The sequence below is a fragment of the Leisingera aquaemixtae genome (assembly GCF_001458395.1).
In the GTDB taxonomy this organism is placed as follows: domain Bacteria; phylum Pseudomonadota; class Alphaproteobacteria; order Rhodobacterales; family Rhodobacteraceae; genus Leisingera; species Leisingera aquaemixtae.
Genome location: NZ_CYSR01000027.1, coordinates 99,023 through 121,601, shown reverse-complemented (window position 1 = coordinate 121,601; position 22,579 = coordinate 99,023). Strand labels below are relative to the sequence as shown.

At 66.2% G+C, this 22,579-nt stretch carries 23 protein-coding genes; 11 read left to right on the top strand and 12 right to left on the bottom strand.

Translation table 11 applies throughout. The features are described from left to right. Nucleotides 1–334 precede the first annotated feature (334 nt). From ruvB to ruvC, 3 genes are all read right to left on the bottom strand, one after another. On the bottom strand, nucleotides 335–1,366 hold the full coding sequence (ruvB, locus tag PHA8399_RS13270) for a Holliday junction branch migration DNA helicase RuvB (protein WP_027243343.1): 1,032 nt from the start codon (nucleotides 1,364–1,366) through the stop codon (nucleotides 335–337). Between the two features lie 129 nt (nucleotides 1,367–1,495). Continuing rightward, nucleotides 1,496–2,185: a Holliday junction branch migration protein RuvA gene (ruvA, locus tag PHA8399_RS13265; protein WP_058286612.1), complete on the bottom strand. Its 690-nt coding sequence runs from the start codon at nucleotides 2,183–2,185 to the stop codon at nucleotides 1,496–1,498. A 13-nt stretch (nucleotides 2,186–2,198) separates the two neighbouring features. Next, the gene (gene ruvC, locus PHA8399_RS13260; RefSeq protein ID WP_027236725.1) at nucleotides 2,199–2,696 is read right to left on the bottom strand and encodes a crossover junction endodeoxyribonuclease RuvC; all 498 of its coding nucleotides are present in this window, start codon (nucleotides 2,694–2,696) and stop codon (nucleotides 2,199–2,201) included. A gap of 327 nt (nucleotides 2,697–3,023) precedes the next feature. Between ruvC and PHA8399_RS13255 the strand changes: the two genes are divergently transcribed. Then, entirely contained in the window at nucleotides 3,024–3,242 is a 219-nt protein-coding gene (locus PHA8399_RS13255) for a DUF1127 domain-containing protein (RefSeq protein ID WP_058286611.1), read from the top strand. A 199-nt stretch (nucleotides 3,243–3,441) separates the two neighbouring features. Here the strand turns inward: PHA8399_RS13255 and PHA8399_RS13250 are convergent, their stop codons facing one another. The 3 genes from PHA8399_RS13250 to PHA8399_RS13240 all read right to left on the bottom strand — a co-directional run bounded on the left by PHA8399_RS13250 (nucleotide 3,442) and on the right by PHA8399_RS13240 (nucleotide 6,127). Continuing rightward, the gene (locus tag PHA8399_RS13250; protein ID WP_058286610.1) at nucleotides 3,442–3,786 is read right to left on the bottom strand and encodes a hypothetical protein; all 345 of its coding nucleotides are present in this window, start codon (nucleotides 3,784–3,786) and stop codon (nucleotides 3,442–3,444) included. Nucleotides 3,787–3,889: 103 nt separating this feature from the next. Beyond that, nucleotides 3,890–4,762: a 50S ribosomal protein L11 methyltransferase gene (locus PHA8399_RS13245; RefSeq protein WP_058286609.1), complete on the bottom strand. Its 873-nt coding sequence runs from the start codon at nucleotides 4,760–4,762 to the stop codon at nucleotides 3,890–3,892. Between the two features lie 129 nt (nucleotides 4,763–4,891). Then, a complete protein-coding gene (locus tag PHA8399_RS13240; protein WP_058286631.1) occupies nucleotides 4,892–6,127 on the bottom strand; it encodes an MFS transporter in 1,236 nt (411 codons plus the stop codon). 164 nt (nucleotides 6,128–6,291) lie between these two features. On the opposite strand from PHA8399_RS13240, the gene PHA8399_RS13235 reads away from it, so the two are divergent. Continuing rightward, complete coding sequence (locus PHA8399_RS13235) at nucleotides 6,292–7,353, top strand: YeeE/YedE family protein (RefSeq protein ID WP_058286608.1); 1,062 nt, start codon at nucleotides 6,292–6,294, stop codon at nucleotides 7,351–7,353. Between the two features lie 141 nt (nucleotides 7,354–7,494). On the opposite strand, the gene PHA8399_RS13230 is transcribed toward PHA8399_RS13235, so the two are convergent. Continuing rightward, entirely contained in the window at nucleotides 7,495–9,690 is a 2,196-nt protein-coding gene (locus PHA8399_RS13230) for a primosomal protein N' (protein WP_058286630.1), read from the bottom strand. 81 nt (nucleotides 9,691–9,771) lie between these two features. Between PHA8399_RS13230 and fsa the strand changes: the two genes are divergently transcribed. From fsa to PHA8399_RS13195, 7 genes are all read left to right on the top strand, one after another. Beyond that, nucleotides 9,772–10,425 carry a fructose-6-phosphate aldolase gene (gene fsa, locus PHA8399_RS13225; RefSeq protein WP_039183490.1) on the top strand — a complete coding sequence of 218 codons (654 nt, stop codon included), beginning with the start codon at nucleotides 9,772–9,774 and terminating at the stop codon, nucleotides 10,423–10,425. 409 nt (nucleotides 10,426–10,834) lie between these two features. Then, the gene (locus PHA8399_RS13220) at nucleotides 10,835–11,542 is read left to right on the top strand and encodes a DUF484 family protein (protein ID WP_058286607.1); all 708 of its coding nucleotides are present in this window, start codon (nucleotides 10,835–10,837) and stop codon (nucleotides 11,540–11,542) included. Continuing rightward, nucleotides 11,539–12,459, top strand: a complete 921-nt coding sequence (locus PHA8399_RS13215; protein ID WP_058286606.1) for a tyrosine recombinase XerC — start codon at nucleotides 11,539–11,541, stop codon at nucleotides 12,457–12,459. The genes PHA8399_RS13220 and PHA8399_RS13215 overlap by 4 nt, the downstream gene beginning before the upstream one ends. 50 nt (nucleotides 12,460–12,509) lie before the next feature. Next, a complete protein-coding gene (locus tag PHA8399_RS13210; protein ID WP_058286605.1) occupies nucleotides 12,510–12,737 on the top strand; it encodes a GDCCVxC domain-containing (seleno)protein in 228 nt (75 codons plus the stop codon). A gap of 131 nt (nucleotides 12,738–12,868) precedes the next feature. After that, nucleotides 12,869–13,081, top strand: a complete 213-nt coding sequence (locus tag PHA8399_RS13205; protein WP_058286604.1) for a hypothetical protein — start codon at nucleotides 12,869–12,871, stop codon at nucleotides 13,079–13,081. A 39-nt stretch (nucleotides 13,082–13,120) separates the two neighbouring features. Beyond that, the gene (locus PHA8399_RS13200) at nucleotides 13,121–13,831 is read left to right on the top strand and encodes a CDP-alcohol phosphatidyltransferase family protein (RefSeq protein ID WP_058286603.1); all 711 of its coding nucleotides are present in this window, start codon (nucleotides 13,121–13,123) and stop codon (nucleotides 13,829–13,831) included. Between the two features lie 194 nt (nucleotides 13,832–14,025). Continuing rightward, complete coding sequence (locus PHA8399_RS13195) at nucleotides 14,026–14,385, top strand: hypothetical protein (RefSeq protein WP_058286602.1); 360 nt, start codon at nucleotides 14,026–14,028, stop codon at nucleotides 14,383–14,385. A 135-nt stretch (nucleotides 14,386–14,520) separates the two neighbouring features. Here the strand turns inward: PHA8399_RS13195 and PHA8399_RS13190 are convergent, their stop codons facing one another. Further along, complete coding sequence (locus PHA8399_RS13190) at nucleotides 14,521–14,973, bottom strand: methylated-DNA--[protein]-cysteine S-methyltransferase (protein ID WP_058286601.1); 453 nt, start codon at nucleotides 14,971–14,973, stop codon at nucleotides 14,521–14,523. 182 nt (nucleotides 14,974–15,155) lie between these two features. Between PHA8399_RS13190 and PHA8399_RS13185 the strand changes: the two genes are divergently transcribed. Together PHA8399_RS13185 and PHA8399_RS13180 are read left to right on the top strand one after the other, a co-directional pair. Continuing rightward, nucleotides 15,156–15,545 (top strand): hypothetical protein, encoded by a 390-nt coding sequence (locus PHA8399_RS13185; RefSeq protein WP_058286600.1) that lies wholly within the window; start codon nucleotides 15,156–15,158, stop codon nucleotides 15,543–15,545. Between the two features lie 148 nt (nucleotides 15,546–15,693). Further along, entirely contained in the window at nucleotides 15,694–16,050 is a 357-nt protein-coding gene (locus tag PHA8399_RS13180) for a hypothetical protein (protein WP_145977039.1), read from the top strand. 27 nt (nucleotides 16,051–16,077) lie between these two features. On the opposite strand, the gene PHA8399_RS13175 is transcribed toward PHA8399_RS13180, so the two are convergent. The 4 genes from PHA8399_RS13175 to ileS all read right to left on the bottom strand — a co-directional run bounded on the left by PHA8399_RS13175 (nucleotide 16,078) and on the right by ileS (nucleotide 22,400). Next, on the bottom strand, nucleotides 16,078–17,100 hold the full coding sequence (locus PHA8399_RS13175) for a transporter substrate-binding domain-containing protein (protein ID WP_058286598.1): 1,023 nt from the start codon (nucleotides 17,098–17,100) through the stop codon (nucleotides 16,078–16,080). A 13-nt stretch (nucleotides 17,101–17,113) separates the two neighbouring features. Continuing rightward, nucleotides 17,114–18,193, bottom strand: coding sequence for a LysM peptidoglycan-binding domain-containing protein (locus tag PHA8399_RS13170; RefSeq protein ID WP_058286597.1), 1,080 nt, complete (start codon nucleotides 18,191–18,193; stop codon nucleotides 17,114–17,116). A gap of 151 nt (nucleotides 18,194–18,344) precedes the next feature. Next, nucleotides 18,345–18,908, bottom strand: a complete 564-nt coding sequence (locus PHA8399_RS13165) for a hypothetical protein (RefSeq protein ID WP_244270223.1) — start codon at nucleotides 18,906–18,908, stop codon at nucleotides 18,345–18,347. A 489-nt stretch (nucleotides 18,909–19,397) separates the two neighbouring features. Further along, entirely contained in the window at nucleotides 19,398–22,400 is a 3,003-nt protein-coding gene (ileS, locus tag PHA8399_RS13160; protein ID WP_058286595.1) for an isoleucine--tRNA ligase, read from the bottom strand. Nucleotides 22,401–22,579 lie beyond the last annotated feature (179 nt).

The window sequence follows — 22,579 nt, the reverse complement described above, 5'->3', positions numbered from 1 at the left end:
TGCCGTCTGCGCCGCGCGGCGGCAAGGGGTCGGCAAGGGGGCGGCTCCCGCGCCTGCCCGGCCTCCTGGCTGCGCCAGGCCGCCGGCAGCAGCCTTGGGCCCGGCGCCGCTGGCGCGGCGCAGGCCTGGATTGAGCGCAGCCGCGCCGTGCGTCAGCGCGGCGCCCCGCCCAACGGGTGCAGGCGCATCTGCGATGCGCCGGCGGCGGGCGGGAGCGCCTCCCTGGAAGAGAAAATGACCCCTCGCAAATAGGTCAGCTGTCCTGCCGCAATGTTTCGCGCGCGAAACATTTGGACAGCAACACTGACACAACTTATGGTGGTGCGCCCTGCTTTTACCCGAACAGGTCGTTCTGGCTGCGCGGCGGTGGCATTCCGAGGTGCGTCCAGGCCTTTTGCGCCAGCATCCGCCCGCGCGGCGTGCGCTGGATCAAGCCCTGCTGCAAGAGATAGGGTTCAATTACCTCCTCTAGCGCGTCGCGGCTCTCTGACAAGGCGGCCGAGATCGTCTCGATCCCCACCGGACCGCCGCCGTAGTTTTCGGCGATCAGTTTCAAATAGCGGCGGTCAGCCCCGTCGAGCCCCAGCTGATCCACGCCCAGCCGCGTCAATGCGCCATCGGCCAGCTCCCGGGTGATGGTTCCATCGCCCTCGACCACCGCAAAGTCCACCACGCGGCGCAGGAGCCGCCCGGCGATCCTGGGGGTGCCGCGCGCGCGCCGCGCGATCTCGCGAGCGCCTGCGTCATCGGCCGGCGCGCCCAGCTTGCGGGCGTTGCGGCTGACGATCTCAAACAGTTCATCAATGGTGTAGAACTGCAGCCGGGTCGGGATGCCGAAGCGGTCCCGCAGCGGCGTGGTCAGAAGGCCCATGCGGGTGGTGGCCCCCACCAGGGTGAAGGGCTGCAGCTCGATCCGCACGGTGCGCGCCGCCGGCCCTTCGCCGATCACCAGGTCCAGCTCGAAATCCTCCATCGCCGGGTACAGCACCTCCTCCACCGCCGGGTTCAGACGGTGGATCTCGTCGATGAACAGCACGTCGCGGGATTCGAGGTTGGTGAGGATCGCCGCCAGATCCCCCGCCTTGGCCAGCACCGGGCCGGAGGTCATGCGGAAGTTCACGCCCAGCTCTCGCGCAACGATCTGCGCCAGCGTGGTCTTGCCGAGGCCGGGCGGGCCGTGGAACAGCGTGTGGTCCATCGCCTCGCCGCGGCGGCGGGCGCTTTCGATGAAAACACGCAAGTTGGCGCGGGCCTCGGCCTGGCCGATGAACTCGCCAAGCCCCTGCGGGCGCAGGGCGCGGTCGTTTTCCGCAGCACTGTCTTCCGGCAGCGGTTCGGGGCGCAGGGCGGGGTCGGCGTCAATCATAGGCATTTCCCCTGATACAAAGGGCAGCGCCCGGCCGCGGGCGGAAGCGAAGCGCCCGCCCCTGGGGGCGGTCGGGCGCTGCCCGGCCTGTCGGCCCGGCGGTACATTGAGATTTCACGCCCAAGTCCATCATCCCTTCGGCGCCAGCAGGCGCAGTGCGGCGCGGATCAGTTCCGGCTCATCGGCATCCGGCCAGGTGGCCGCGGCTTCCGCCACCGCAGCGGCGGCATCCGAGGGACCATAACCAAGATTTCCCAAAGCCGACAGCGCCCCGGCGGAGGCGGCAGCCGCACCGCTCGGCTTTTTCGGCGGCGCTTTGCGGGCCGGTCTGGCGGCGGGTGCCGGATCTGCCGTCTCGACCAGCTCCAGCCCGGGTCCGTCCATTGCGTCCACCACCGTGCCGCCCATCGCCATCACGCCGGGCGCCTTGTCCTTCAGATCCAGCACGATCCGCTGCGCGGTCTTGGGGCCGACCCCCTTGGCCGCCTTGACCGTGGCCCAGTCGCCCAAAGCAATCGCCCGGCTGACCCCGTCCGGCCCCAGCGCGCCGAGAATGGCCAGCGACACCTTGGCCCCAACCCCCTGCACCGAGGTCAGCAGCCGGTGCCATTCCTTCTCTACCAGCGAGGTGAAGCCGTAAAGCTGCATCAGGTCCTCGCGCACCACCAGATCGGTGTACAGCGCGACGGGCTCCCCCGCGCCCGGCAGCGCCGCCATGGTGCGGTCGGAGCAATAGACGATATAGCCGACGCCGCGCACGTCGATCAGCACATGATCCTGCGCCCGGTAGTCGAGGCGGCCCGTCAGTTTTCCAATCATGCCAGCGGTCCGGTCATGCGCGTTTCTCCTTCAGCTGCCGCTGCTGCGTGCCCCTGTAATAGGCGTGGCAAATGGCAATCGCCAGCGCGTCTGCGGCATCGGCGTTTTTCGGCAGGCAGCCCGGCAGCTGCAGCTTGACCATATGCATCACCTGCTCCTTCTCGGCGTGGCCCACGCCCACCACCGTTTTCTTGACCCGGTTCGGGGCGTATTCCCCCACCGGCAGCCCGGCCTTGGCCAGTGTCAGCAGCGCAACGCCCCGCGCCTGGCCCAGCTTCAGCGTGCCGGCGCCGTCCTTGTTCACGAAGGTCTGTTCGATCGCCGCCTGGTCCGGGGCAAAGGCCTCGATGATCTCGGTGACCTGATTGTGCAGCGACAAGAGCCGCTCGCCCAGATCATCGCCATCGGAGGTGCAGACGCCATTGGCGACATGGCTCAGCCGGGTGCCGCGCGATTCGATCACGCCCCATCCGAGGTTCCGCAACCCCGGATCAATTCCCAAAATCCGCATGATGTGCCCGGTCCCTGCCTGCTTGTCAGAAATTTATTTTTCCCACCGCTAGCACAAAACGCGAACATGTCCAATTGCTTTCCGGCTGCCCGCAGCCGCGAAGCGGCGCGGCGGAGGTCTGAAACCGACCCCTTGCAGAGGCGGGAGCGACATTTTCCGGCCGATTTCCCCGCCGCGCGGAAAGCCCTTGTTTATAAGGGTTTAAGCTATGCACAGACTGCATATGACACATGCAATTTCGGATCTTGCCGCGCTGAAAGTTCACCACTAGATGCCCGCCATCGCACCACAGAGACGATCGCCAACACCAGATCAGAGGACAAGGACATGGCCGCTTTCGACACCACCCGCACCACCTATGGGTCCACCGGCCTGTTTGGCCGCATCGGCGCCCTGGCTGCCAGCGCTGCCGGCGCTTTTGCTGCCTGGAACGACGCCCGCGCAACCCGCAACGTGCTGTCGGGCCTGACCGACCGTGAACTGGCCGACATCGGCCTGTGCCGCGGCGACATCGACACTGTCGCGGCTGGCAAACCCGTATTCTGAAATCCTTTCTTCAGCCCTGCCGCCTCCCTCGGGGCGAATAGGCGGGGCGAATAGGGAAACGCCGCGGACCCGCACCGGGCCGCGGCGTTTTTTGTTGTCTGGACGCCTCCCCTACCAAGGCACGCTGTCCGGGCATGAAAAAAGGCCGCCAGCTCCCCCTGCCGGCGGCCTTTCTGCGGCCCCGCAGCTGACCTGGCGGTCAGCGCAGCACGGGCCCGATCTTCTGGGCGAAAAAGACGGAGACCGGATCGGCCTGCATGATAAAGGCCCCGGCGCGCTCCACTGCGCTGCCGCCCGCAAGCGTCCGCACCCGCTGGTCATAGCTGCCAAAGCCCAGCGCGGCCATCAGGAAGCCCTTGAACAGCAGAAACGCCGCAGCGAAGAAAACCAGCGTGCGGGCGGAAATCCGGGATTGCACGCTGCCCGGCTTGATCACCAGCAGCCCGTCCGGCCGCAGCTTTGCCGAGTAGCCCCCGGCCATGGCTTCATGTTTGCGGTTGATCTGCTTCAAACGCGCCTGGAACTGATCATGATGTTCGCCCATTACGAGCCTCCGAACTGGCCCCCACCAGCGGATGGCTCATTCTTGGCTCGAAATGAGGCGAAAATGCGGCAAACCCTTAAAATTCACCGCAAACTTAAATCAATCACCCCGCTTTGCGCAGAAGTAACGTTGTCCATTCACCAATTTCGTCCCGGCGTTCAAGATCGACGCCGTTCTGTGCATAAACGGCGACCACGCCGTCGGCCTGCTCGTTCAGGATGCCGGAGAGAATCGCATAGCCGCCGGGGCGCAGATTCGCCGCCAGATCGGGGGCCAGGGCCACCAGCGGCCCCTTCAGAATATTGGCGAAGATGAGATCGTAGGGCGCCTGCGCCTGCAAGTCCGGATGATCGAACCCGGCCGCTTCGAGGCAGATGACCTGGCCTTCCATGCCGTTGGCCTTCAGGTTCGCCTCGGCGACGTCCACCGCCACCTCGTCGATGTCGCTGGCCAGAATGGCGCCGTCCCAGACCCGCGCGGCGGCCATCGCCAGAACCGCGGTGCCGCAGCCGATATCTGCCACTTTTTCGCCCCGAAAGCCTTGGTCCAGCAGGTGATCCAGTGCCTTGAGGCAGCCAAGGGTGGTGCCGTGGTGGCCGGTGCCGAACGCCATGGCGGCCTCGATCAGCAGCGGAATGCGGCCTGCGGGCAGCTTGTCCGCGTCGTGGCTGCCGTAGACAAAGAAGCGGCCCGCCTCAACCGGCGCCAGCTCGCGGCGGACATGGGCGACCCAGTCGGTTTCCGGCACTTCGGAGACGACAAAGGGTTTGGCGTCATGCATCGCGGCCAGCAGGGCAAGGCCCGCCTCATCCGGGGCTTCGGTGAAATAGCCGCCGACTTCCCACAGGCCAGAGCCGTCCTCCACCTCAAAGACGCCGATGCCGGTGGGCTCGGGGTTCAGCCGCTCCATCGCGTCACCCAGTGCTTCGGCCTGGGCTTTTCCTGGAAGGGTCGTGAGGGCGGTGAAGGTGGTCATAGCGTCTCTCCTGAAGCTGTTGGCAAGCGCCTAGGCTGCCGCGCGCCCCGCGTCAAGCGCCGCCCGCCTGGCTGCAGACCGGGCAGCGCCCGAGCACATCAAGAGCGCGGGCGCCACGGGGCTGTCCGGTCATTCGGCCGGCGCGGGACGGGCGTATTTGCTGAAAATGGTCTCGTTGCCCGGCTCCGGATGGCGCGGGATCAGCAGCGACAGGGACAGCGACACCAGCGCCATGCCCGCCGCCAGTGTAAACACCATGCCTGGCGAATAGACCCACAACAGCCCCAGCAGCACCGGCAGGAACACCGCGGCGATGTGGTTGATGGTAAAAGCCACGGCAGCGGTGGGGGCAATGTCGCCCGGATCGGCGATCTTCTGGAAATAGGTCTTGAGCGCCAGCGCCAGCGCAAACAGCACATGGTCCACCACATAGAGCACCGCGGCAACCACCACGCCCCAGCCGAACCAGTAGATACCGCCGTAAGCGGCAAAGACGGCGGCGAGGCCTGCGTATTCGAAGATCAGCGTGCGCCGCTCGCCGAACATGGCCACCGCCTTGCCCAGCATCGGCGCGGCGGTCATGTTGATCACCAGGTTGATCAGGTACAGCCCGGTCAGCTCATGCACATCGAAACCGAATTTCTCCACCATCATGAAGCCGGCAAACACCACAAAGATCTGCCGCCGCGCGCCGGCCATGAACTGCAGCGCATAGTAAAGCCAGTAGCGTTTGCGCAGGATCAGTTTCTTGGTCTGCGGGTGCGGCGCGTCGAACTGCGGATAGGCGAACAGCGCAAACAGCGCGATCAGCGCCGTGGCCCCGCCCGCCGCCATGAACACGGTGTTGTAGGCCAGATCGAACCGGTCCCAGGTCAGCACAATCAGTCCATAGACCACCAGAGTCGCGGCGGAGCCTGCCGCCACCAGCCAGCCCAGCGTCTGCGGCGCCTTTTCCTTGGACAGCCATTGCAGCTGCAGCGACTGGTTTACTGTCTCGTAATAGTGAAAGCCGATCGAACTCAGCAGCGTCACCATCAACAGGCCGCCCAGCGACGGGAACCAGGCGGTGACCGCTGTCGCCACCCCCAACAGCACCAATGAGATCATCCCCAGCACCTGCTCGCGGACGAACAGGATGACGGCGATCACCCCCACCGCCAGAAAGCCCGGGATCTCCCGCACCGTGTGCAAGAGGCCGATGTCGGCCCCGTCGAACTGCGCCGCCTCGATCACGAAGTTGTTGAGCAGCGCGCTCCAGGCGTTGAAGGCTATCGGCATCGCCAGCGCCATCAGGAACAGGAGCGTCACGGGACGGCGCCAGAACGGGAGGCCTTGCGCCTCATGCAGGGGCATCGGTTTGAACATGCACCGGATGTACGCCTCTGCGCCCGGTTTGGCGAGAGGCAACAGGCGGCTGCACATCAACCTTTGCGCCAGCGCGCAGAAGCATACCGCCCCCGTCCCTGATCTGCATCAAAGCGTCCGCCTGCAGGACCACATATGCAAACATGTGAATTTGGAGGTGTGTGATGGATCTGGTTCCCCTGGTTGAGCGTATCGGCGAGGCGCCGGCAGCGGCCTTGCTGGGCCTTTTGACCGGCGTTGTCTTTGGCATCGCCGCGCAGCGGTCGCGGTTCTGCCTGCGGGCCGCCACGGTGGAGTTCGCGGGCGGCCGGCTGGGCGACAAGGTGGCGGTCTGGCTGCTGACCTTCTCCACAGCGGTGGTCTGGGTACAGGCGGCGCAGATGCTGGGGCTGATGGAAAGCGCCGATGCCCGGATGATGGCGGTGCCTGGCAGCTGGTCCGGCGCCATCCTCGGCGGGCTGATGTTCGGCTGCGGCATGGTGCTGGCGCGCGGCTGCTCGGGGCGGCTCCTGGTGCTGGCAGCCACCGGTAACCTGCGCTCGGTGGTGTCGGGGCTGATCTTTGCGGTGGTGGCGCAGATGAGCCTTTCGGGCCTTCTGTCGCCCACGCGGGACTGGCTGGCCCGGCAGTGGATCACCGGGGGCGGGCGCAATCTGGACCTGCTGGCGGCCCTGGGCATCCCGCAAGCAGGCGGGGTGATCCTGGGGCTGGCCACGGCAGCGCTGGCCCTGGTGCTGGCGCGCCGCAACCGCATCGGCGCGGCGCGGCTGGTCTTTGCCTCCGGCGTCGGGTTCGCCGTCGCGCTAGGCTGGGTGCTGACCTATGCGCTGAGCCAGGTGGCCTTTGACCCGGTGCAGATCGAAAGCGCGACCTTCACCGGCCCCTCCGCCCACACGCTGATGTTCTTCCTGGACCGGGGCGCGGTGCTGGAATTCGACATCGGCCTGGTGCCCGGCGTGTTCCTCGGCGCGATGCTGGCCGCCGCTTTTGCCGGGGAGATGAAGCTGCAGGCCTTCGATGACGCCGCCACCATGCGCAAGGCGATGACCGGCGCTGCGCTGATGGGCTTCGGCGGCATGCTGGCCGGCGGCTGCGCCATTGGCGCGGGCGTCACCGGCGGCTCGATCTTTGCAGGCACCGCCTGGGCGGCGCTGTTCTTCATGTGGATCGGGGCGATGGCCACCAGCATCCTGACCGGCGCTGCAGCTGAAACCGCAACGGCCTGAGCCGGTGTTTCAGGCGAGGCTCTGCCTCGCGCTCCGGGATATTTTCAGCCAGATGAATGAAGAATCCACACTTCATCTGGCCCCAAATATCCCGGGGGAGGCCCGCAGGGGCCGGGGGCAGAGCCCCCGTCTGCCGCAGACCTAAAAGAAACTCTGCGGGTCGATGTCGACGCTCAGCCGCAAGTCGCCCTTCAGCCGCAGCGGCGCGATCCAGCGGGCGATGGCGTCCTGCAGCGGCACGCCCTTGGCCGCCTTGACCAGCAGCCGCACCCGGTGGCGGCCGCGCACCCGGGCAATGGGGGCCGGGGCCGGGCCAAACAGCTGGGCGCCGATCTGGCGCAGGGGACCATCGTTGCGCGCCATCGCATTGCCGAGGTCAAACACCGCCGCCAGATCCGGCCCCGACAGGATGATCCCCGCCATCCGCCCGTACGGCGGCACGCCGGCGGCCTGGCGTTCGGCGGCTTCCGCCTTCCAGAAGTTTTCCTCATCCCCCGACAGGATCGCCCGGATCACCGGGTGTTCGGGCTGAAAGGTCTGCATCAAGGCCTCGCCCGGCCGTTCGGCGCGCCCTGCCCGGCCCGCCACCTGGCGCATCAGCTGGAAGGTCCGCTCTGCCGCGCGCAGGTCGGAACCCTGCAGGCCGAGGTCCGCGTCGATCACCCCCACCAGCGTCAGAAGCGGGAAGTTGTGGCCCTTGGCGACCAGCTGGGTGCCGAGGATGATGTCGGCCTCGCCTGCTGCGATCTCCTCGATCCTCTGTTTCAGCGCGCGGGCGGAGCCGAACAGATCGGAACTCAGAACCGCAATCCGCGCCTCCGGGAACAGGGCGGTGGCTTCCTCCGCCAGCCGCTCGATGCCGGGGCCGACCGGCGCCATCTTGCCCTCCACCTCGCAGGAGGGGCAGGCCTCGGGAACCGGTTTGGTTTCGCCGCACTGGTGGCACATCAGCCGTTTCATGAAACGGTGCTCGACCATCCGCGCGTCGCAATGGTCGCAGGCCACCTGCGCGCCGCAGGCGCGGCAGATGGTGACCGGGGCAAAGCCGCGGCGGTTCAGGAACAGGAGCGACTGCTCGCCGCGTTCCATTCTGAGGGTCATCGCCTGCTTCAGGGTGGGCGAAATCCAGGTGGCGGGCAGCAGGTCTTCTGACCGCATGTCCACCGCGCGCATCTCCGGCAGCACCGAGGCGCCGAAGCGGGAGGTGAGGTTCAGCCGCTTGTACTTGCCCGCCTCGGCATTGGCCCAGGTCTCCAGCGAGGGCGTGGCGGAGGCCAGCACCACCTGCGCCGAACACATCGCCGCGCGCAGCACCGCCATGTCGCGCGCGTTGTAGAGCACCCCGTCCTCCTGCTTGTAGGAAGTGTCGTGCTCCTCATCTACGATGATCAGGCCAAGGTCGCGGAACGGCAGAAACAGGGCGGAACGGGCGCCGATCACCAGCTGCGCCGCCCCCTGCCCGACCATCTTCCAGACCCGGCGGCGTTCGGTCGTGGTGGCGCCGGAGTGCCACTCGGCCGGTTTGGCACCGAACCGGGCCTCGACGCGGGTCAGGAATTCGGCGGTCAGCGCAATCTCCGGCAGCAGCACCAGCGCCTGCCGCCCGGCGCGCAGGGCGGCGGCAACGGCCTCCAGGTAGACCTCGGTCTTGCCGGAGCCGGTGACGCCCTTCAGCAAGGTTGTCCCGTAGCGCCCGCTGTGCACGGCATCTGCAAGCGCAGCTGCCGCGTTGGCCTGGTCGTCGGTCAATTGCTTGGAAGGCAGTTCCGGGTCCAGATGCGGATAGGGGGTGTCGCGGGGCGCTTCCTCCTCGCGCAGGGCACCCTGTTTCACCAGCCCCTTCACCACCGAAGGCGTGACATCGGCCATATCCGCCAGCTCACGCGGAGTGAAGGCGAGGCCGCCGAACTCCTCCAGCACCTCCAGCACGCGGGTGCGGGCCTCGGTCATCCGGTCCGGCACGCCGTCGCCGCGGCGCAGGATCTTGCGCATTGAGGGCGGATCGGAAAGCCCCGGCGCGCGGGTCGCCAGCCGCAGCATCGCGGGCATAGGTGTCAGGGTGTAATCGGCGGCCTTTCCAAGGAACTGGCGCATCTCGCTGCGCATCGGCGCGACATCCAGCACCCGGATCACCGAGCGCAGCTTGGCCGAATCGAAGCCGCCCGCACCCGGCCCCCAGACCACGCCCAGCACCTTGCGCGGGCCCAGCGGCACCTCGACATAGGCGCCGAGGTAACAGCCGCCCTCCGGCGCGCGGTAATCCAGCAGCCGGTCAAGGGGTTGCGTGGTCAGAACCCCGACCCTTTCGCCTGCCTGAAAGAACTCCTGCCCGCTCATGCTGCTGCCCATGTTGCCGCCCGTAATCCCATGAGGTAAAGGCTGAGGCGACCGAGGCCAACCCATCCAAAGGACTGCCCCATGAAATTCTTCGTAGATACCGCCGAGATCGACGCGATTGCCGAGCTGAACGATCTGGGCATGGTGGACGGTGTCACCACCAACCCGTCGCTGATCAAGAAATCCGGCCGTGACATCATCGAGGTCACCAAGGAGATCTGCGATCTGGTCGACGGGCCGGTGTCGGCGGAAGTGACCGCAACCGATGCAGAAACCATGATCGCCGAAGGCCGCAAGCTGGTGGAAATCGCCGAAAACATCGCCGTGAAGGTGCCGCTGACCTGGGACGGCCTGAAGGCCTGCAAAACCCTGTCGGATGACGGCCACATGGTGAACGTGACCCTGTGCTTCTCCGCCAACCAGGCGCTGCTGGCGGCCAAGGCGGGCGCAACCTTCATCTCTCCCTTCATCGGGCGTCTGGATGACATCAACCTGGACGGCATGGAGCTGATCGAGGACATCCGCACCATCTATGACAACTACGGCTTTGAGACCCAGATCCTGGCGGCCTCGATCCGTTCGGTGAACCACGTGCTGGATTCGGCCCGCATCGGCGCCGACGTGATCACCGCGCCGCCCGCGGTCATCAAGGCAATGGTGAACCACCCCCTGACCGACAAGGGCCTGGATGCCTTCCTCGCCGACATCAAGGCGGCAGAGATCAAAATCCTCTGATCTTCCTGCCGGACCGGATGCAACACAAGGCGCCCCGCTGCGGGCGCCTTTTTCTTTGGCCAGTGCTTCTTTGGCAGGTGTTGCTTCGGAATGTGTTGCTTTGGCCGCTGCGGGCCAAGCGCTCCCGCGCCGCCAAGCCCCCCGGCTGACGCCGGGCCGCCTGAAGCGGCTTGGGCCCGGCAGCGCGCCTGCCAGCGCGCTGCCGCGGCGCTGTTGCGCCGCTGCGCCGGGCATCTGCCTGGCGCCCGGCCCAACGGGAGCGGGGCATTGCGATGCACCGGCGACGGGCGGGAGCCTGCCTGCGCGCGGCAATTTCTGCCGGTCCGGAATTTTTCCGCAGCATTGCGCGAATCCCGTGTTATACACGTCACCAAACCCGTCAGAGGTCCGGAGCCGTAAGAGTTCACCCATGAGCAGTACAAGCCCTTCAGTCAGCCTGGAAGACCAGCTGCGCGAGGCGATCCTCGCCAAACCCGACGCGGTGCTGGAAGACCAGCACCTGATGAACGCCCTGGTTGCCGCCAATGAGCGGGCGATGGGCTCCAACGTCGTCGACCTGCGCGGCATCGCGATGGAGCGGATGGCGGCGCGGCTCGACCGGCTGGAGGACACCCACCGCTCGGTCATCGCCGCGGCTTACGACAACCTGGCCGGCACCAACCTCATACACCGCGCCGTGCTGCGGCTGCTGGAGCCGCGCGATTTCACCGCCTTCCTCGCCTGCCTGGAACAGGACATGCCGGAGATCCTGCGTGTCGATGCCCTGGCGCTGGTGCTGGAAACCGCGCAGCCCGGCGGCGCCGCGGTGGAGCGCAAGTCGGGCGCCCTGAAACTGGCAGGCCCCGGCTTCACCGAAAGCTATGCCGGCCAGCCCGGCAGCCAGCGCACCGTGACCCTGCGCCAGACCCAGGGCGGCAGCCCGCGGGTCTATGGGCAAAATGCCGAATGGATCCGCTCCGAGGCCTGCCTGATGCTGGATCTGGGCGAAGGCCGCCTGCCCGGGATGCTGGTGCTGGGGTCGGAAGACCCGCATCAGTTCTCGCCGATGCAAGGCGCTGATCTGCTGGGCTTTTTCAGCGGCGTTTTTGAACGTTCGATGCGCTGCTGGCTGTCATGACCCTGATCTCCCCGGCCTGCCGCGATGCGCTGCAGCTCTGGCTGGAGCGGCTGGGCGGGCTGGAGGATGCCTCGGCCAACACGCTGGCGGCCTACCGCGGCGATGTGACCGCCTTCCTGGCCTTCATGACGCAGCACTTTGGCGGCCCGCAGGGACTGGGCGCGCTGGCGCGGATCACCACCGCCGACATGCGGGCCTGGATGGCGTCGGAGCGCAACTCCGGCACCGGCGCGCGGTCGCTGGCGCGCAAGCTGTCGGCGGTCAAGACCTTCTACCGCTGGCTGGCCAAGCGCGAGGGGTTTGAGCCCGCCGCGGTGCTGCTGGCGCGCGCGCCCAAGTTTCAGAAGAAACTGCCGCGCCCGCTGGCGCCGGAGGCTGCCAAGGCAGTGCTGGAGACGGTGGAGCTGCAATCCGACACGGACTGGGTGGCCGCCCGCGACGTGGCAGTGGTCACGCTGCTCTATGGCTGCGGCCTGCGGATTTCCGAGGCGCTGGGGCTGAAGGGCGCTGACGCGCCGCTGCCGCAGGTGCTGCGCATTCTGGGCAAGGGCCGGAAGGAGCGCGTGGTGCCGGTGCTGCCCGCCGCCCGCGCCGCGGTGGACCGCTATCTGGCGCTGTGCCCGCACCCGCAGGAACGCGCGGCGCCGCTGTTCCGCGGTGTGCGCGGCGGCGCGCTGAACCCGCGCCAGATCCAGGGGGTGATGGCCAAGACCCGTGCCCAGCTGGGGCTGCCCGCCACCGCAACCCCGCATGCGCTGCGCCACAGCTTTGCCACCCACCTGCTGGAGGCGGGCGGCGATCTGCGCGCCATTCAAGAGCTTTTGGGCCATGCGTCGCTGTCGACCACCCAAGCCTATACGGCGGTGGACACCACTCATCTGATGGATGTCTACATGCGCGCCCACCCCAAGGCGTGACTTGACCCGGCGCGGTTTCCGGCCTTTGCTGGCACCAGGGAGGCCTGCCCATGCCAGTCTCACAGCCTGAAGATCTCATCCTGACCAGCACGCTCACCTGCCCGTCCTGCGGGCATCAGGCGACGGAAAGGATGCCGCAAGACGCCTGCCAATGGTTCCACGAATGCCCGGGCTGCCGCACCCTGCTGCGGCCCCGGCCCGGCGACTGCTGCGTGTTCTGCTCCTATGGCACCGTGCCCTGCCCGCCGGTGCAAACAGGACGCGGCTGCTGCGGCTGAGCCCGCCGGCGCCGGATCGGCCGGCCTGAGCCCGATTAGCTAAAATGCGCGCTATTTTTGCACGCCGCGGCAAGACGGTGTTAAGGCCGCTGCGGCTTTATGGCGGAAACCGATCCAGAAAGGATTCCGCTATGACCATTCCCGGTTCTGCCGCCCTCTATGCCGATGGCGCCCCTGCCGCCCCCGCCCCGCCGCCCGGCGGCCAGCCGCGGGAGCGGATGGGCGATCTGCCGTGCGGGGCGCCGTTCTCCTCCCCCGATATCACCGACCCCGTCCCCTTTGGCCGCCGCATGGCCCGCATCCAGTTTTTTGCCGGCACGGAATTCCGCTCAAAGCTGCATTGAACGGTTGCGGGACCGGGGCAAATTCGCCATCAGGGACCCATGACACCACAGATCCGCGCCCTCTCCGTTCACCTGCTCACCGCAACCGGCGCCGTCTTCGCCATGCTGTCGATGCTGGCGGCGGCGGAGGGCAAGTGGAGCCTGATGTTCGTCTGGCTGGTGGTCGCCTTTGCGGTGGACGGCATCGACGGCCCGCTGGCGCGGCATTACCACGTCAAGCGCTATTCGCCTGAGTTCGACGGGGTCCTGCTGGACCTGATCATCGACTATCTGACCTATGTGTTCATCCCCGCCTTTGCGCTGTTCCAATCGGGGCTGATGGCGGGCTGGACCGGCTGGTTCGCGATCATCGTGATCACCTTCGGCAGCGCGATGTATTTCGCCGACACGCGGATGAAGACCAAGGACAATTCCTTTTCCGGGTTTCCGGGCTGCTGGAATATGCTGGTTCTGGTGATCTTTGCGCTGGAGCCCAGCCATTGGACCAGCCTGGTGCTGGTGACGCTGCTGTCCATTGCCATGTTCCTGCCGCTGAAATTCATCCATCCGGTGCGCACGGCCCGCTGGCGCAAGGTCTCGCTGCCGATGGCGCTGGCCTGGACGTTCTTTGCCGGCTGGGCCGCCTGGGTCGATTTCCACCCGTCCAGCTGGGCTCATTGGGGTCTGGTAGTCACCTCGGTCTACCTGCTGTTTGTCGGCATCGCCCAGCAGATCATTCCCGAACGCCGCCGCGCGCCCTCGCATCCCTGATCCTGCCGCGGCCCGAACGCGCGGCCCTGCACCGGCCGCGCATCTTCGCAGGCGCCCCAGGGCTTTAGCAAACCGCCGAAAGTTTGAATGGGTTTTGCATTAGAAAGCGGCCGCGCCGGTAAGCCGGATTTAACGGGCAACTGCGGACACTGACCGGGACTTTGCCCTCGCGGCAGCGATCACAGGAGACCGCCATGCATTCCGTATCCGCCCCTGCCCTCGCCCCAAGCGGGCTGAGCAACGCCCTGAACGCAGTGACCGGCAGCAAACAGCCGGGGCCGCCCGACCATGCCAAGGCCTGGGGCTGGCGCGCCAAGCAGGCCGACTCCGCCGAGGCCGCAGAGCCGCCGGCGGGCGGCACCTCCGGGACCGCGGAGACCGGCGGCGCAGCCCCGGCAGACAGCGCCGCAGAAGCCGTCGCCGCACCCGTCTCTGAGGCTCCGTCCGAAGCTGATATGGAATCGGTGATCCTGGCGCTGATCAGCGATTTTTCCGAAACTTCCGGCGCGGACACCGCACCGCTGTATGACCAGGTGAAGGCCCTGTTTGCCTGACCCCTTTCCGTGCCGCCCCGCGGCGCGGTTTGCTCCCGCGGGGACGCTGCCCCGCTGTGCCCTGCGGGCCTGGAACCCCTGTTTCTTATTCAGCGCAATTGAAGCCCCGCAAGACACAGCGGCCAGCCTGCAAGGTCAGATCAGCAGGCCCGCGGCGCCTTCGTGTTTCAGCAGGGCAACCTTGGTTTCCACCCCGCCTTGGCCGGAAAACCCGCCCAGCCCCGTGGCGCTGAGCACGCGGTGGCAGGGGATGATCACAGGGATCGGATTGCCGCCGCAGGCATTGCCCACCGGCTGGGGCGGGGCGCCGAGATCCTTGGCAATCTCCCCATAGGTGCGGGTTTCGCCAAAAGGGATCGCCTGCATCGCCTCGCAAACCGCCTTTTGGAAATCAGAACCCTCCACATGCAGCGGCAGATCGAATTCCGTCAGCTCCCCGGCGAAATAGGCGCGCAGCTGCGCCACTGCCCGGTCCAGCAAGGCCGACCGCCCCGTTGCCGCCGCAGACCAGTCCAGCCGCACAATGGCACCGTCCCGTTCTGTCACGCTGAGCGCGCCGACAGGTGTTTCAAGGCTGGCTGAAATCATCCCGTCTCCCCGGCTCTGCCACAGGCGCCATCATCCCCGGGAATTTCCCTGCTGGCAAGGCGGCCTGCGCCCGGCTGCCGCAAGCGCGGTTAATGCCGTGTTAACCAATGCTAAGAGTTCCTCACCCAATTACATCAAATTATCATAAAGTGAGTTTCAAGAACGAAGCGAAGGGTAATCAAATGCTGTCTGCAGTTTCCGGCACCGCCAGCCTCTATAATGGCATGAAGCAGATGCAGGCTGCGTACGGCAAGCAGCCAATGATCGCGGAGGCAGGCGGCCAGCCGGTGGATACGCCGCTGATCGACGGTACCACCCGGGGCATCGGCCGCAGCCTGCAGCGGCAGCAGGTGCTGAGCGACGCCCGCACGGAGGCGCTGACTGCGCAGTATATCGGCTCGGCCCGCGACGCGGCCCGCACCGGTGCGCTGCACCTGAAGCAGGTGAACGACATCGGCATGGCCGCGTTCTATCAGGACCTGATGAATGGCTGCCAGGCCGGCCCCAAACCGGTCAGTGCGCTTCAGGCGGAAGCCAGCTATATCAAGGCCCGGCTTATCACCGGCTCATAAGGCCGGCTTCCAGGCTGGTTTTTCAGGCCCATTTGCGGGCCGCCCGCCCGGCCGCAGCGCCCTTCGGAACCGCATTAACCTGCTGTTAAGCGTCTTATGTTAACCTTCGCTTAAGACCGGTTCACAGCCAACGCGAAGGACCCGCTCTATGTTTTTGCCAGTTTCAGGAAGGGTAGATCCTGTCAAACCGAACCGCGGCCATCTGACCGCCCGTCCGGTTGTGCGCTCAGATGACCCGGACCGCAGCGAATCCGCAAGCACCAGCCCGCGGGAGCAGGAACCGCATGGCCATCCGCAGGATCCGTCCGGCCGCGATGACCGCCGCAGCCGTCCCGCCGCCGCCGCCCAGCAGGGCACCGGACCGGCGTCCGGCCTGCCGCAGGAAAACCCGGTCCTGGCAGAGCACCTTCTGCTGCAGCGCGCCGAACATCAGGACCCGGGCAGCGAGGCCGAATGCGAGGCGGCCTGCCACGCCTACAAGGCGGTCAAAACCCTGTCAGCCTGACGCAGCCGCCCCTTTGTGCGCCGCCCCTTATTGCAGCTGCGCCCAAAACAGCTCCAGGTGGCGCGACATGATCTCTTCGAACCGGCCGCTGCCGCGCAACTTTTGCAGGCCCGCATTGATCCGGTAAAGATGGGTGGTGCCGCGCCAGTGGCGCTTGGAAATCACCACATGCAGGCCCTCTTCCGACAGCGGTTTTTCCAGCGGCACGACGGTGTCGCGCAGCCCTTCCCCAACGATTGTGCTGGCGCCCAGGAACAGGTTGACGGCAGCCGCATCCACCTTGCCCTCTGCCACCATGCGGAAGCAATCGGCGGGGGTCTTCGGCTGCACCAGAGTGATTTTGCCGCCGTCCAGCCAGCGGCGACCGGGACGGTTCAGATCGTGGGTGAAATAACCGGCCGGGCGGCACAAAGTCTTGCCCTCGACGTCGGCGTCCTCGCGGTAGTCAAAGCCGCTGCCGGCGCGGGCAAACAGCATGATCGGCAAGGTCATCACCGGGTCCGAGAAATGGAAGCTGGCGCAGCGCTCATTGTCCGGCTCAGCCGCGCAGTCGGGCTTGAGCCAAGGGAAGCCCATATCGAATTCCTTCTGGTCCAGCATCGGGAACAGGTGCTTGGACCAGTCATCCTCCCAGCTCACCGAATAGCTGACTGGCGCAGGCGCCAGCTCCAGCGCGGCGTTGACCAGTTCGGTCACCATTCCCTGCCCCGGCAGGCCGCGGCCGGTGAAGGGCGCATAGCCGCCGCCGGTCAGCAGCGTCAGCTCTGCCTTTTCCTGGCGCAGCGGCGTTGCATCCGGGGCGGTGGCGCCGGTGATGCAGGGAATGAACAGCTTGCGGCCCGGCAGCACCGTCGCGCCCGCCAGCAGTTTCTGGTTGCGGTAATAGACCAGCGTCCAGCGCTCGCGGTCGCCATAATGGGTCTCGGCGATGGAGAACAGCGTGTCGCCGGGCTGCGCCACATAGTCGACATCGCAGATCGCCCAGGCGGCAGCCGGCGCCAAGCTGAAGAAGGCGGCCAGCTGAAGAAGGCGGGAGAACAGCCGTTTCATGATGGCATCCCCCTCAGAAACCGGCCCAGATCCGGGCCATGTGGTCTTCGACAATCGCCTGATAGCTGCCGTCCTCCTGGATGCTGCGCAGGCCGGTGTTGACCATCGACAGCATCTGATCCGCGCGCGGATGGGTCTTGTGAACCACCACATAGATGCCCAGCACCGACAAGGGCTGCGGCAGGACGGTGAACCGGTCCTCCAGCCCGTGCTCCTTCATCACGCTGCGGCCGGTAAATTCGTTGATTGCCACCGCATCGGCCTCGCCCGCGGCCACCATGTCGAAACAGTCCTTCACCTTGTGCGGCTGCTTCAGGGTGATCTTCTTCTCCGCAATCCAGTTGCGGCCGCGCTCATCCAGATCGAAGGTCAGATAGCCCGCGGGGCGGCACAGGGTCTTGCCCTCGATGTCACTGTCCTGCTCAAAGGCGAAGGGCCGGCTGCTGTCGGCAAACAGCAGCATCAGGGTTTCGAACATCGGCTCCGAGAAGTGGAAGTTCTGGCAGCGGTAGCTGTCCGGCATGGTTTCGCAGTCAGGCTTGTACCAGGGGAAGCCCAGGTCCAGGAGAGCGTTGGACAGCAGCGGGTCGAAGTGCGAGGCCCAGTCGTTCACCCAGTGGATGGCATAGCCTTCGGCCGGCGCCGCCTTGGCCATGGCGGCATTCACCACCTCGGTGATCAGGCCGCCGTTATGCGCGGCCTTGGAGGTGAACGGCGCATAGTCGTCGCCGGTCAGCAGATTGATCTTCTTGCGCACCGCGGCATTGCCCGGCGCCACCTTGACAGGCACCGCAGCGGCCGGGGCGGCGGCGCTGATCTCCTTGCCGCCCGGCAGGCCCAGCGGCAGCCCTTCCAGGCAGGCCAGCGACAGCTTCATGCCGACCCGGATCGCGTTCGGCTTGGGGCCGATCTGGTCGATGTTGCGGTTGTGGATGGCGCTCCACTTGCCCGCGTCCTTGTACATCTTGTCGGCAATCACCGACAGGCTGTCGCCGGACTGCACGGTATACACCCCGCCGCAGGTCTCTGCGGCTGCGGAGTTGGCGGCAAGCGCAAACAGCCCCATGGCTGCGGCAGCGAAAAAGGTCTTCATGGTCCCCCCCGGAAGTCTTGTGCACCGCGGCCGTTTTCGGCCTGCGGCGCGGGTCTGTGTTGTTTTTGTTGTGAAAAGCCGCCGGCCTAACAGCACCAAAGCCTGTGCGGGCATCCCAGTGGCAGCTCCGGCGCAGCCGCCGGAGCAAAGGTCAATTGCCGACGAATAGCGCCAGCAGCGTGGCGGTGTCGACCCGCCCGCCGGCGTCAATCAGGCTGGCGGGCACGGTGATTTCCCGGCGCGCATAGGCGCCGTTCACCATCTGGTCAATGTAGGCCTCCGACTGGCCCTGGGCGGCGGCGGTCATCACCATTTTGAACAGCGCGGTGCCTTCGGCCAGCGCCGCGGGGGCGGCGGCCGGCGTTGCAGGGCCGGGCTCAGATTGCTTGCTGCGCAGCGCGGCCAGCGTGCCGGCGGTGATACGGGCAACCAAAGCGTCCTCGCCGCTGCCTGCGCCCTCGGCCAAGCCCGCAGCCGAAGCCGCCCCGGCGGGAAGAACCGCGTCCGGCGCCAGGCTGGCCTGGTCAATGTCCGCAGGCGTGGTGCCACCGCCGAACTGGAAATAAAGCAGCATGGCAGAAGCCACCGCCAGCCCGGCAGCGGCCAGGCCCAGTTTCGGCAGGGGGCTTCCGGTTTCAGCAGCGGCAAAGGGCTGCCGTTCTGCCCGCGCCGCCCGGGCGGCAAAGGCCGCCTTTACGGCTTTTGCCGCCTTCAAAACTTTTAGGGTTCGGCCAAGCGCCTGCTGTGCGGCGGGCGCAGGTATATGTGCTGCCTTCGCTGCGCTTGTCACAACGGGTCCGGGCGTCTTGACCGGGTCCGTCACGCTGCTTGCCGTTGGGCCCGCACCGCCAGCCACCAGCCCGATTTTCATGTTTTTCGGCGCAGAGATCCCGTCAATCCGGACCGCCATTTTGCGCGGCGTGCCAAGCTCGACTGCCGGTTGCGCGTCCGCTTTCAGCTTCAGCATTGAAAACTGCCCCCCTGCCCCATGCCATGTTTTTGAATGAATGGCTGAAAATCTTCATGGAATTAACGAATTCTTAACCAGTTGTGGAAAACCGGTCAACATCTAGAGGAATCCAAAACCCTTGGACACAAGGCAGCACCCGGGAAAAGTGCAGGGAGTTGCGTAATAGCATCGCAAAAACGACAGCGCCCGGCCATCGGGCCGGGCGCTGCACTCAATTACGGGGTGAGCGGCGGGTCAGCTCAGCGCGCCGTCGCAGCGGCCGCAGACGCCTGCGTGGCTGTGGCGGCCCACATCGGGCAGGATCTTCCAGCAGCGCTGGCACTTATCGCCATCGGCCTTCTCAAACACCACCGAGACGCCATCCACCTCCGGCATCCGGAAGGCTTCGGCCGGGGCCGGATCATTGGTCAGCATGATATCCGAAGTGATGCAGATATCGGCGAAGTTGACCGATTTCAGCGCCGCCAGCGCCTCCTTGTCGCGCACATGCACCACCGGCGCGGCCTCCAGCGAGGCACCGATCACCTTGTCGGTGCGCTGCACCTCCAGCGCCGCGGTCACCACCCGGCGGGCCTGGCGGATCTTGGACCATTTATCGGCCAGCGGCGGGTTCAGCCAGCCGGCCGGGGTTTCCGGGATGTCCTGCAGGTGAACAGAGCTGCCCTCGCCCGGGTATTTCTCCAGCCAGACCTCTTCCATGGTGAAGACCAGGATCGGCGCCAGCCAGGTGGTCAGGCGGTGGAACAGGATGTCCAGCACGGTGCGCGCGGCGCGGGCGTTCAGGGTGTCGCCGTCGCAGTAGAGCGCATCCTTGCGGATGTCGAAGTAGAAGGCCGACAGATCCACGGTGGCAAAGTTGAAGACCGACGAGAACACGCCCTGGAAGTCAAACGACTGGTAGCCGCTGCGCACCTTCTGGTCGAGTTCCGCAAGACGGTGCAGCACCCAGCGTTCCAGCTCCGGCATATCCTCCGGCGCCACCCGCTGCTCTTCGCGGAAGTCGCCCAGCGAGCCCAGCAGGAACCGCATGGTGTTGCGCAGGCGGCGGTAGCTGTCGGCGGTGCCCTTCAGGATCTCCGGACCGATCCGCTGGTCGGCGGTATAGTCGGTCTGGGCCACCCACAGGCGCAGGATGTCGGCGCCGTATTGCTTGACCACTTCATCGGGCACGATGGTGTTGCCGAGCGACTTGGACATTTTCATGCCCTTCTCGTCCAGCGTGAAGCCGTGGGTCACCACGTTGCGGTAGGGCGCGCGGCCCTTGGTGCCGCAGGCCTGCAGCAGCGAGGAGTGGAACCAGCCGCGGTGCTGGTCGGTGCCTTCCATGTAGACGTCGGCGATGCCGTCCTCGGTGCCGTCTTCGCGGTCGCGCAGCACAAAGGCATGGGTCGAACCGGAGTCGAACCACACGTCCAGCACGTCGAACACCTGGTCGTAATCGTCCGGGTCCACGCTGTTCCCCAGCACCCGCGCCTTGAAGCCGTCCTCGTACCAGACATCGGCGCCGTGCTCCTCGAACTCGGCCACTATGCGCTTGTTCACGTCCTCGTTGCGCAGCAGGAAATCCGCATCGGTCGGCAGCGCGCCCTTCCTGGTAAAGCAGGTAAGCGGAACGCCCCAGGCGCGCTGGCGGCTCAGCACCCAGTCGGGGCGGCTTTCGATCATCGAATGCAGGCGGTTGCGGCCGGTCTGCGGCCACCATTTCACCAGCTCGTCGATGGAGCGCAGCGCGCGCTCGCGGATGCTGTCGCCCATCTCGCCCATGCCGTCGTCCAGCTTGCGGTCGACGGAGGCGAACCACTGCGGCGTGTTGCGGTAGATGATCGGCGCCTTGGAGCGCCAGGAATGCGGGTAGCTGTGCTTGATCTTGCCGCGCGCCAGCAGGCCGCCGGCCTCGACCAGCTTGTCGATGACGGTCTTGTTGGCATCGCCCTCGCCGCCCTTGCGGTTGAGGATGTAGGTGCCGCCGAAGAACGGCAGGTCAGCCCTGAAGCCGCCGTCGTCCATGACGTTATAGGTGATCATCTGCTCCAGCATGTTCAGATCACGGTAGAGCTCGAACTCCTCCATACCGTGGCTCGGCGCGCAGTGGACAAAGCCGGTGCCTTCGGTGTCGGTCACAAAAGGCGCGGCGCGGAAGTCGCGGATGCCGTCCCATTCGCCGTTGGAGCCTTCGGCGCCAGCCAGCGGGTGCTTCAGCGACAAGCTGGACAGTTCCTCGGCGGAAACCCCGCGCATGCGGGTATACTGGTCCTCGCTCAGACGCGCGCGTTTGAATACATCCGCGGCCAGGTTGTCCGCCAGCAGGAAACGGTCGCCCGCCGCGGCCCAGCATTCGTCCGGGGTGCCCGTGACTTCATAAAGGCCATAGGCAATGTCCGCACCGTAAACCACTGCCTTGTTCGACGGGATGGTCCAGGGGGTGGTGGTCCAGATCACCACATGGGCGCCTTCCAGATCCTGCGCAACGATCGCCGAGTCGGCGCCGGCATAATCGGCATCCTCGCCGTCAGCAGCCACGAAGCCGCCGGCCTCGGCCACCTTGAACTTCACCCAGATGGTGAAGCTTTCCTTGTCGTGATACTCGACCTCGGCCTCGGCCAGGGCGGTTTTCTCGACAGGCGACCACATCACCGGCTTGGAGCCTTGGTAGAGTGTGCCGTTCATCAGGAACTTCATGAACTCATCCGCGATCACCGCCTCGGCGTGGTAGTTCATGGTCAGATACGGATCGTCCCAGTTGCCGGTGATGCCCAGCCGCTTGAACTCCTCGCGCTGGATTTCGACCCAGCTGTCGGCAAAGGCGCGGCATTCCTGGCGGAATTCGACCACCGGCACCGCGTCCTTGTTCTTGCCCTTCTTGCGGTACTGCTCCTCGATCTTCCATTCGATCGGCAGGCCGTGGCAGTCCCAGCCCGGCACATAACGCGCGTCAAACCCCATCATCTGGTGCGAGCGCACGATCATGTCCTTGATGGTCTTGTTCAGCGCGTGGCCGATGTGCAGGTGGCCGTTGGCGTAGGGGGGGCCGTCATGCAGGGTGAAGGGTTTGCGCTCCGCGTCCGAGCCCTTGGCCGCGGCGGCCTTCTCGCGGAGTTTGTCGTAGACGCCGATCTGCGCCCAGCGCTCCAGCCAGGCAGGCTCGCGCTTGGGCAGGCCCGCGCGCATCGGGAAATCGGTTTTCGGCAGATTGAGAGTGTCTTTGTAGTCAGGCGTCTGGGGCGTGTCGGCGCACATCGGGGGCGTCCTTTGGATGATCAAGGTCGGAAATTGGGATATTCGGTTCGGCGCGATGGCTCAAGCGCCTTTGCCCGGCGGCTCAATGGTTTCAGAGCGCCGGGGATATAATTCGAATAATGATGGCCGCGAATAGGGACATGCGGGCCTTATAGGGCGGTCCCGCGGGCGGGTAAAGC

Bases quoted from the DNA above. Each gene is read 5' to 3' on its own strand.
- ruvB (WP_027243343.1), bottom strand. From the start codon at position 1,366: ATGATTGACGCCGACCCCGCCCTGCGCCCCGAACCGCTGCCGGAAGAC.
- ruvA (WP_058286612.1), bottom strand. From the start codon at position 2,185: ATGATTGGAAAACTGACGGGCCGCCTCGACTACCGGGCGCAGGATCAT.
- ruvC (WP_027236725.1), bottom strand. From the start codon at position 2,696: ATGCGGATTTTGGGAATTGATCCGGGGTTGCGGAACCTCGGATGGGGC.
- PHA8399_RS13255 (WP_058286611.1), top strand. From the start codon at position 3,024: ATGGCCGCTTTCGACACCACCCGCACCACCTATGGGTCCACCGGCCTG.
- PHA8399_RS13250 (WP_058286610.1), bottom strand. From the start codon at position 3,786: ATGGGCGAACATCATGATCAGTTCCAGGCGCGTTTGAAGCAGATCAAC.
- PHA8399_RS13245 (WP_058286609.1), bottom strand. From the start codon at position 4,762: ATGACCACCTTCACCGCCCTCACGACCCTTCCAGGAAAAGCCCAGGCC.
- PHA8399_RS13240 (WP_058286631.1), bottom strand. From the start codon at position 6,127: ATGTTCAAACCGATGCCCCTGCATGAGGCGCAAGGCCTCCCGTTCTGG.
- PHA8399_RS13235 (WP_058286608.1), top strand. From the start codon at position 6,292: ATGGATCTGGTTCCCCTGGTTGAGCGTATCGGCGAGGCGCCGGCAGCG.
- PHA8399_RS13230 (WP_058286630.1), bottom strand. From the start codon at position 9,690: ATGAGCGGGCAGGAGTTCTTTCAGGCAGGCGAAAGGGTCGGGGTTCTG.
- fsa (WP_039183490.1), top strand. From the start codon at position 9,772: ATGAAATTCTTCGTAGATACCGCCGAGATCGACGCGATTGCCGAGCTG.
- PHA8399_RS13220 (WP_058286607.1), top strand. From the start codon at position 10,835: ATGAGCAGTACAAGCCCTTCAGTCAGCCTGGAAGACCAGCTGCGCGAG.
- PHA8399_RS13215 (WP_058286606.1), top strand. From the start codon at position 11,539: ATGACCCTGATCTCCCCGGCCTGCCGCGATGCGCTGCAGCTCTGGCTG.
- PHA8399_RS13210 (WP_058286605.1), top strand. From the start codon at position 12,510: ATGCCAGTCTCACAGCCTGAAGATCTCATCCTGACCAGCACGCTCACC.
- PHA8399_RS13205 (WP_058286604.1), top strand. From the start codon at position 12,869: ATGACCATTCCCGGTTCTGCCGCCCTCTATGCCGATGGCGCCCCTGCC.
- PHA8399_RS13200 (WP_058286603.1), top strand. From the start codon at position 13,121: ATGACACCACAGATCCGCGCCCTCTCCGTTCACCTGCTCACCGCAACC.
- PHA8399_RS13195 (WP_058286602.1), top strand. From the start codon at position 14,026: ATGCATTCCGTATCCGCCCCTGCCCTCGCCCCAAGCGGGCTGAGCAAC.
- PHA8399_RS13190 (WP_058286601.1), bottom strand. From the start codon at position 14,973: ATGATTTCAGCCAGCCTTGAAACACCTGTCGGCGCGCTCAGCGTGACA.
- PHA8399_RS13185 (WP_058286600.1), top strand. From the start codon at position 15,156: ATGCTGTCTGCAGTTTCCGGCACCGCCAGCCTCTATAATGGCATGAAG.
- PHA8399_RS13180 (WP_145977039.1), top strand. From the start codon at position 15,694: ATGTTTTTGCCAGTTTCAGGAAGGGTAGATCCTGTCAAACCGAACCGC.
- PHA8399_RS13175 (WP_058286598.1), bottom strand. From the start codon at position 17,100: ATGAAACGGCTGTTCTCCCGCCTTCTTCAGCTGGCCGCCTTCTTCAGC.
- PHA8399_RS13170 (WP_058286597.1), bottom strand. From the start codon at position 18,193: ATGAAGACCTTTTTCGCTGCCGCAGCCATGGGGCTGTTTGCGCTTGCC.
- ileS (WP_058286595.1), bottom strand. From the start codon at position 22,400: ATGTGCGCCGACACGCCCCAGACGCCTGACTACAAAGACACTCTCAAT.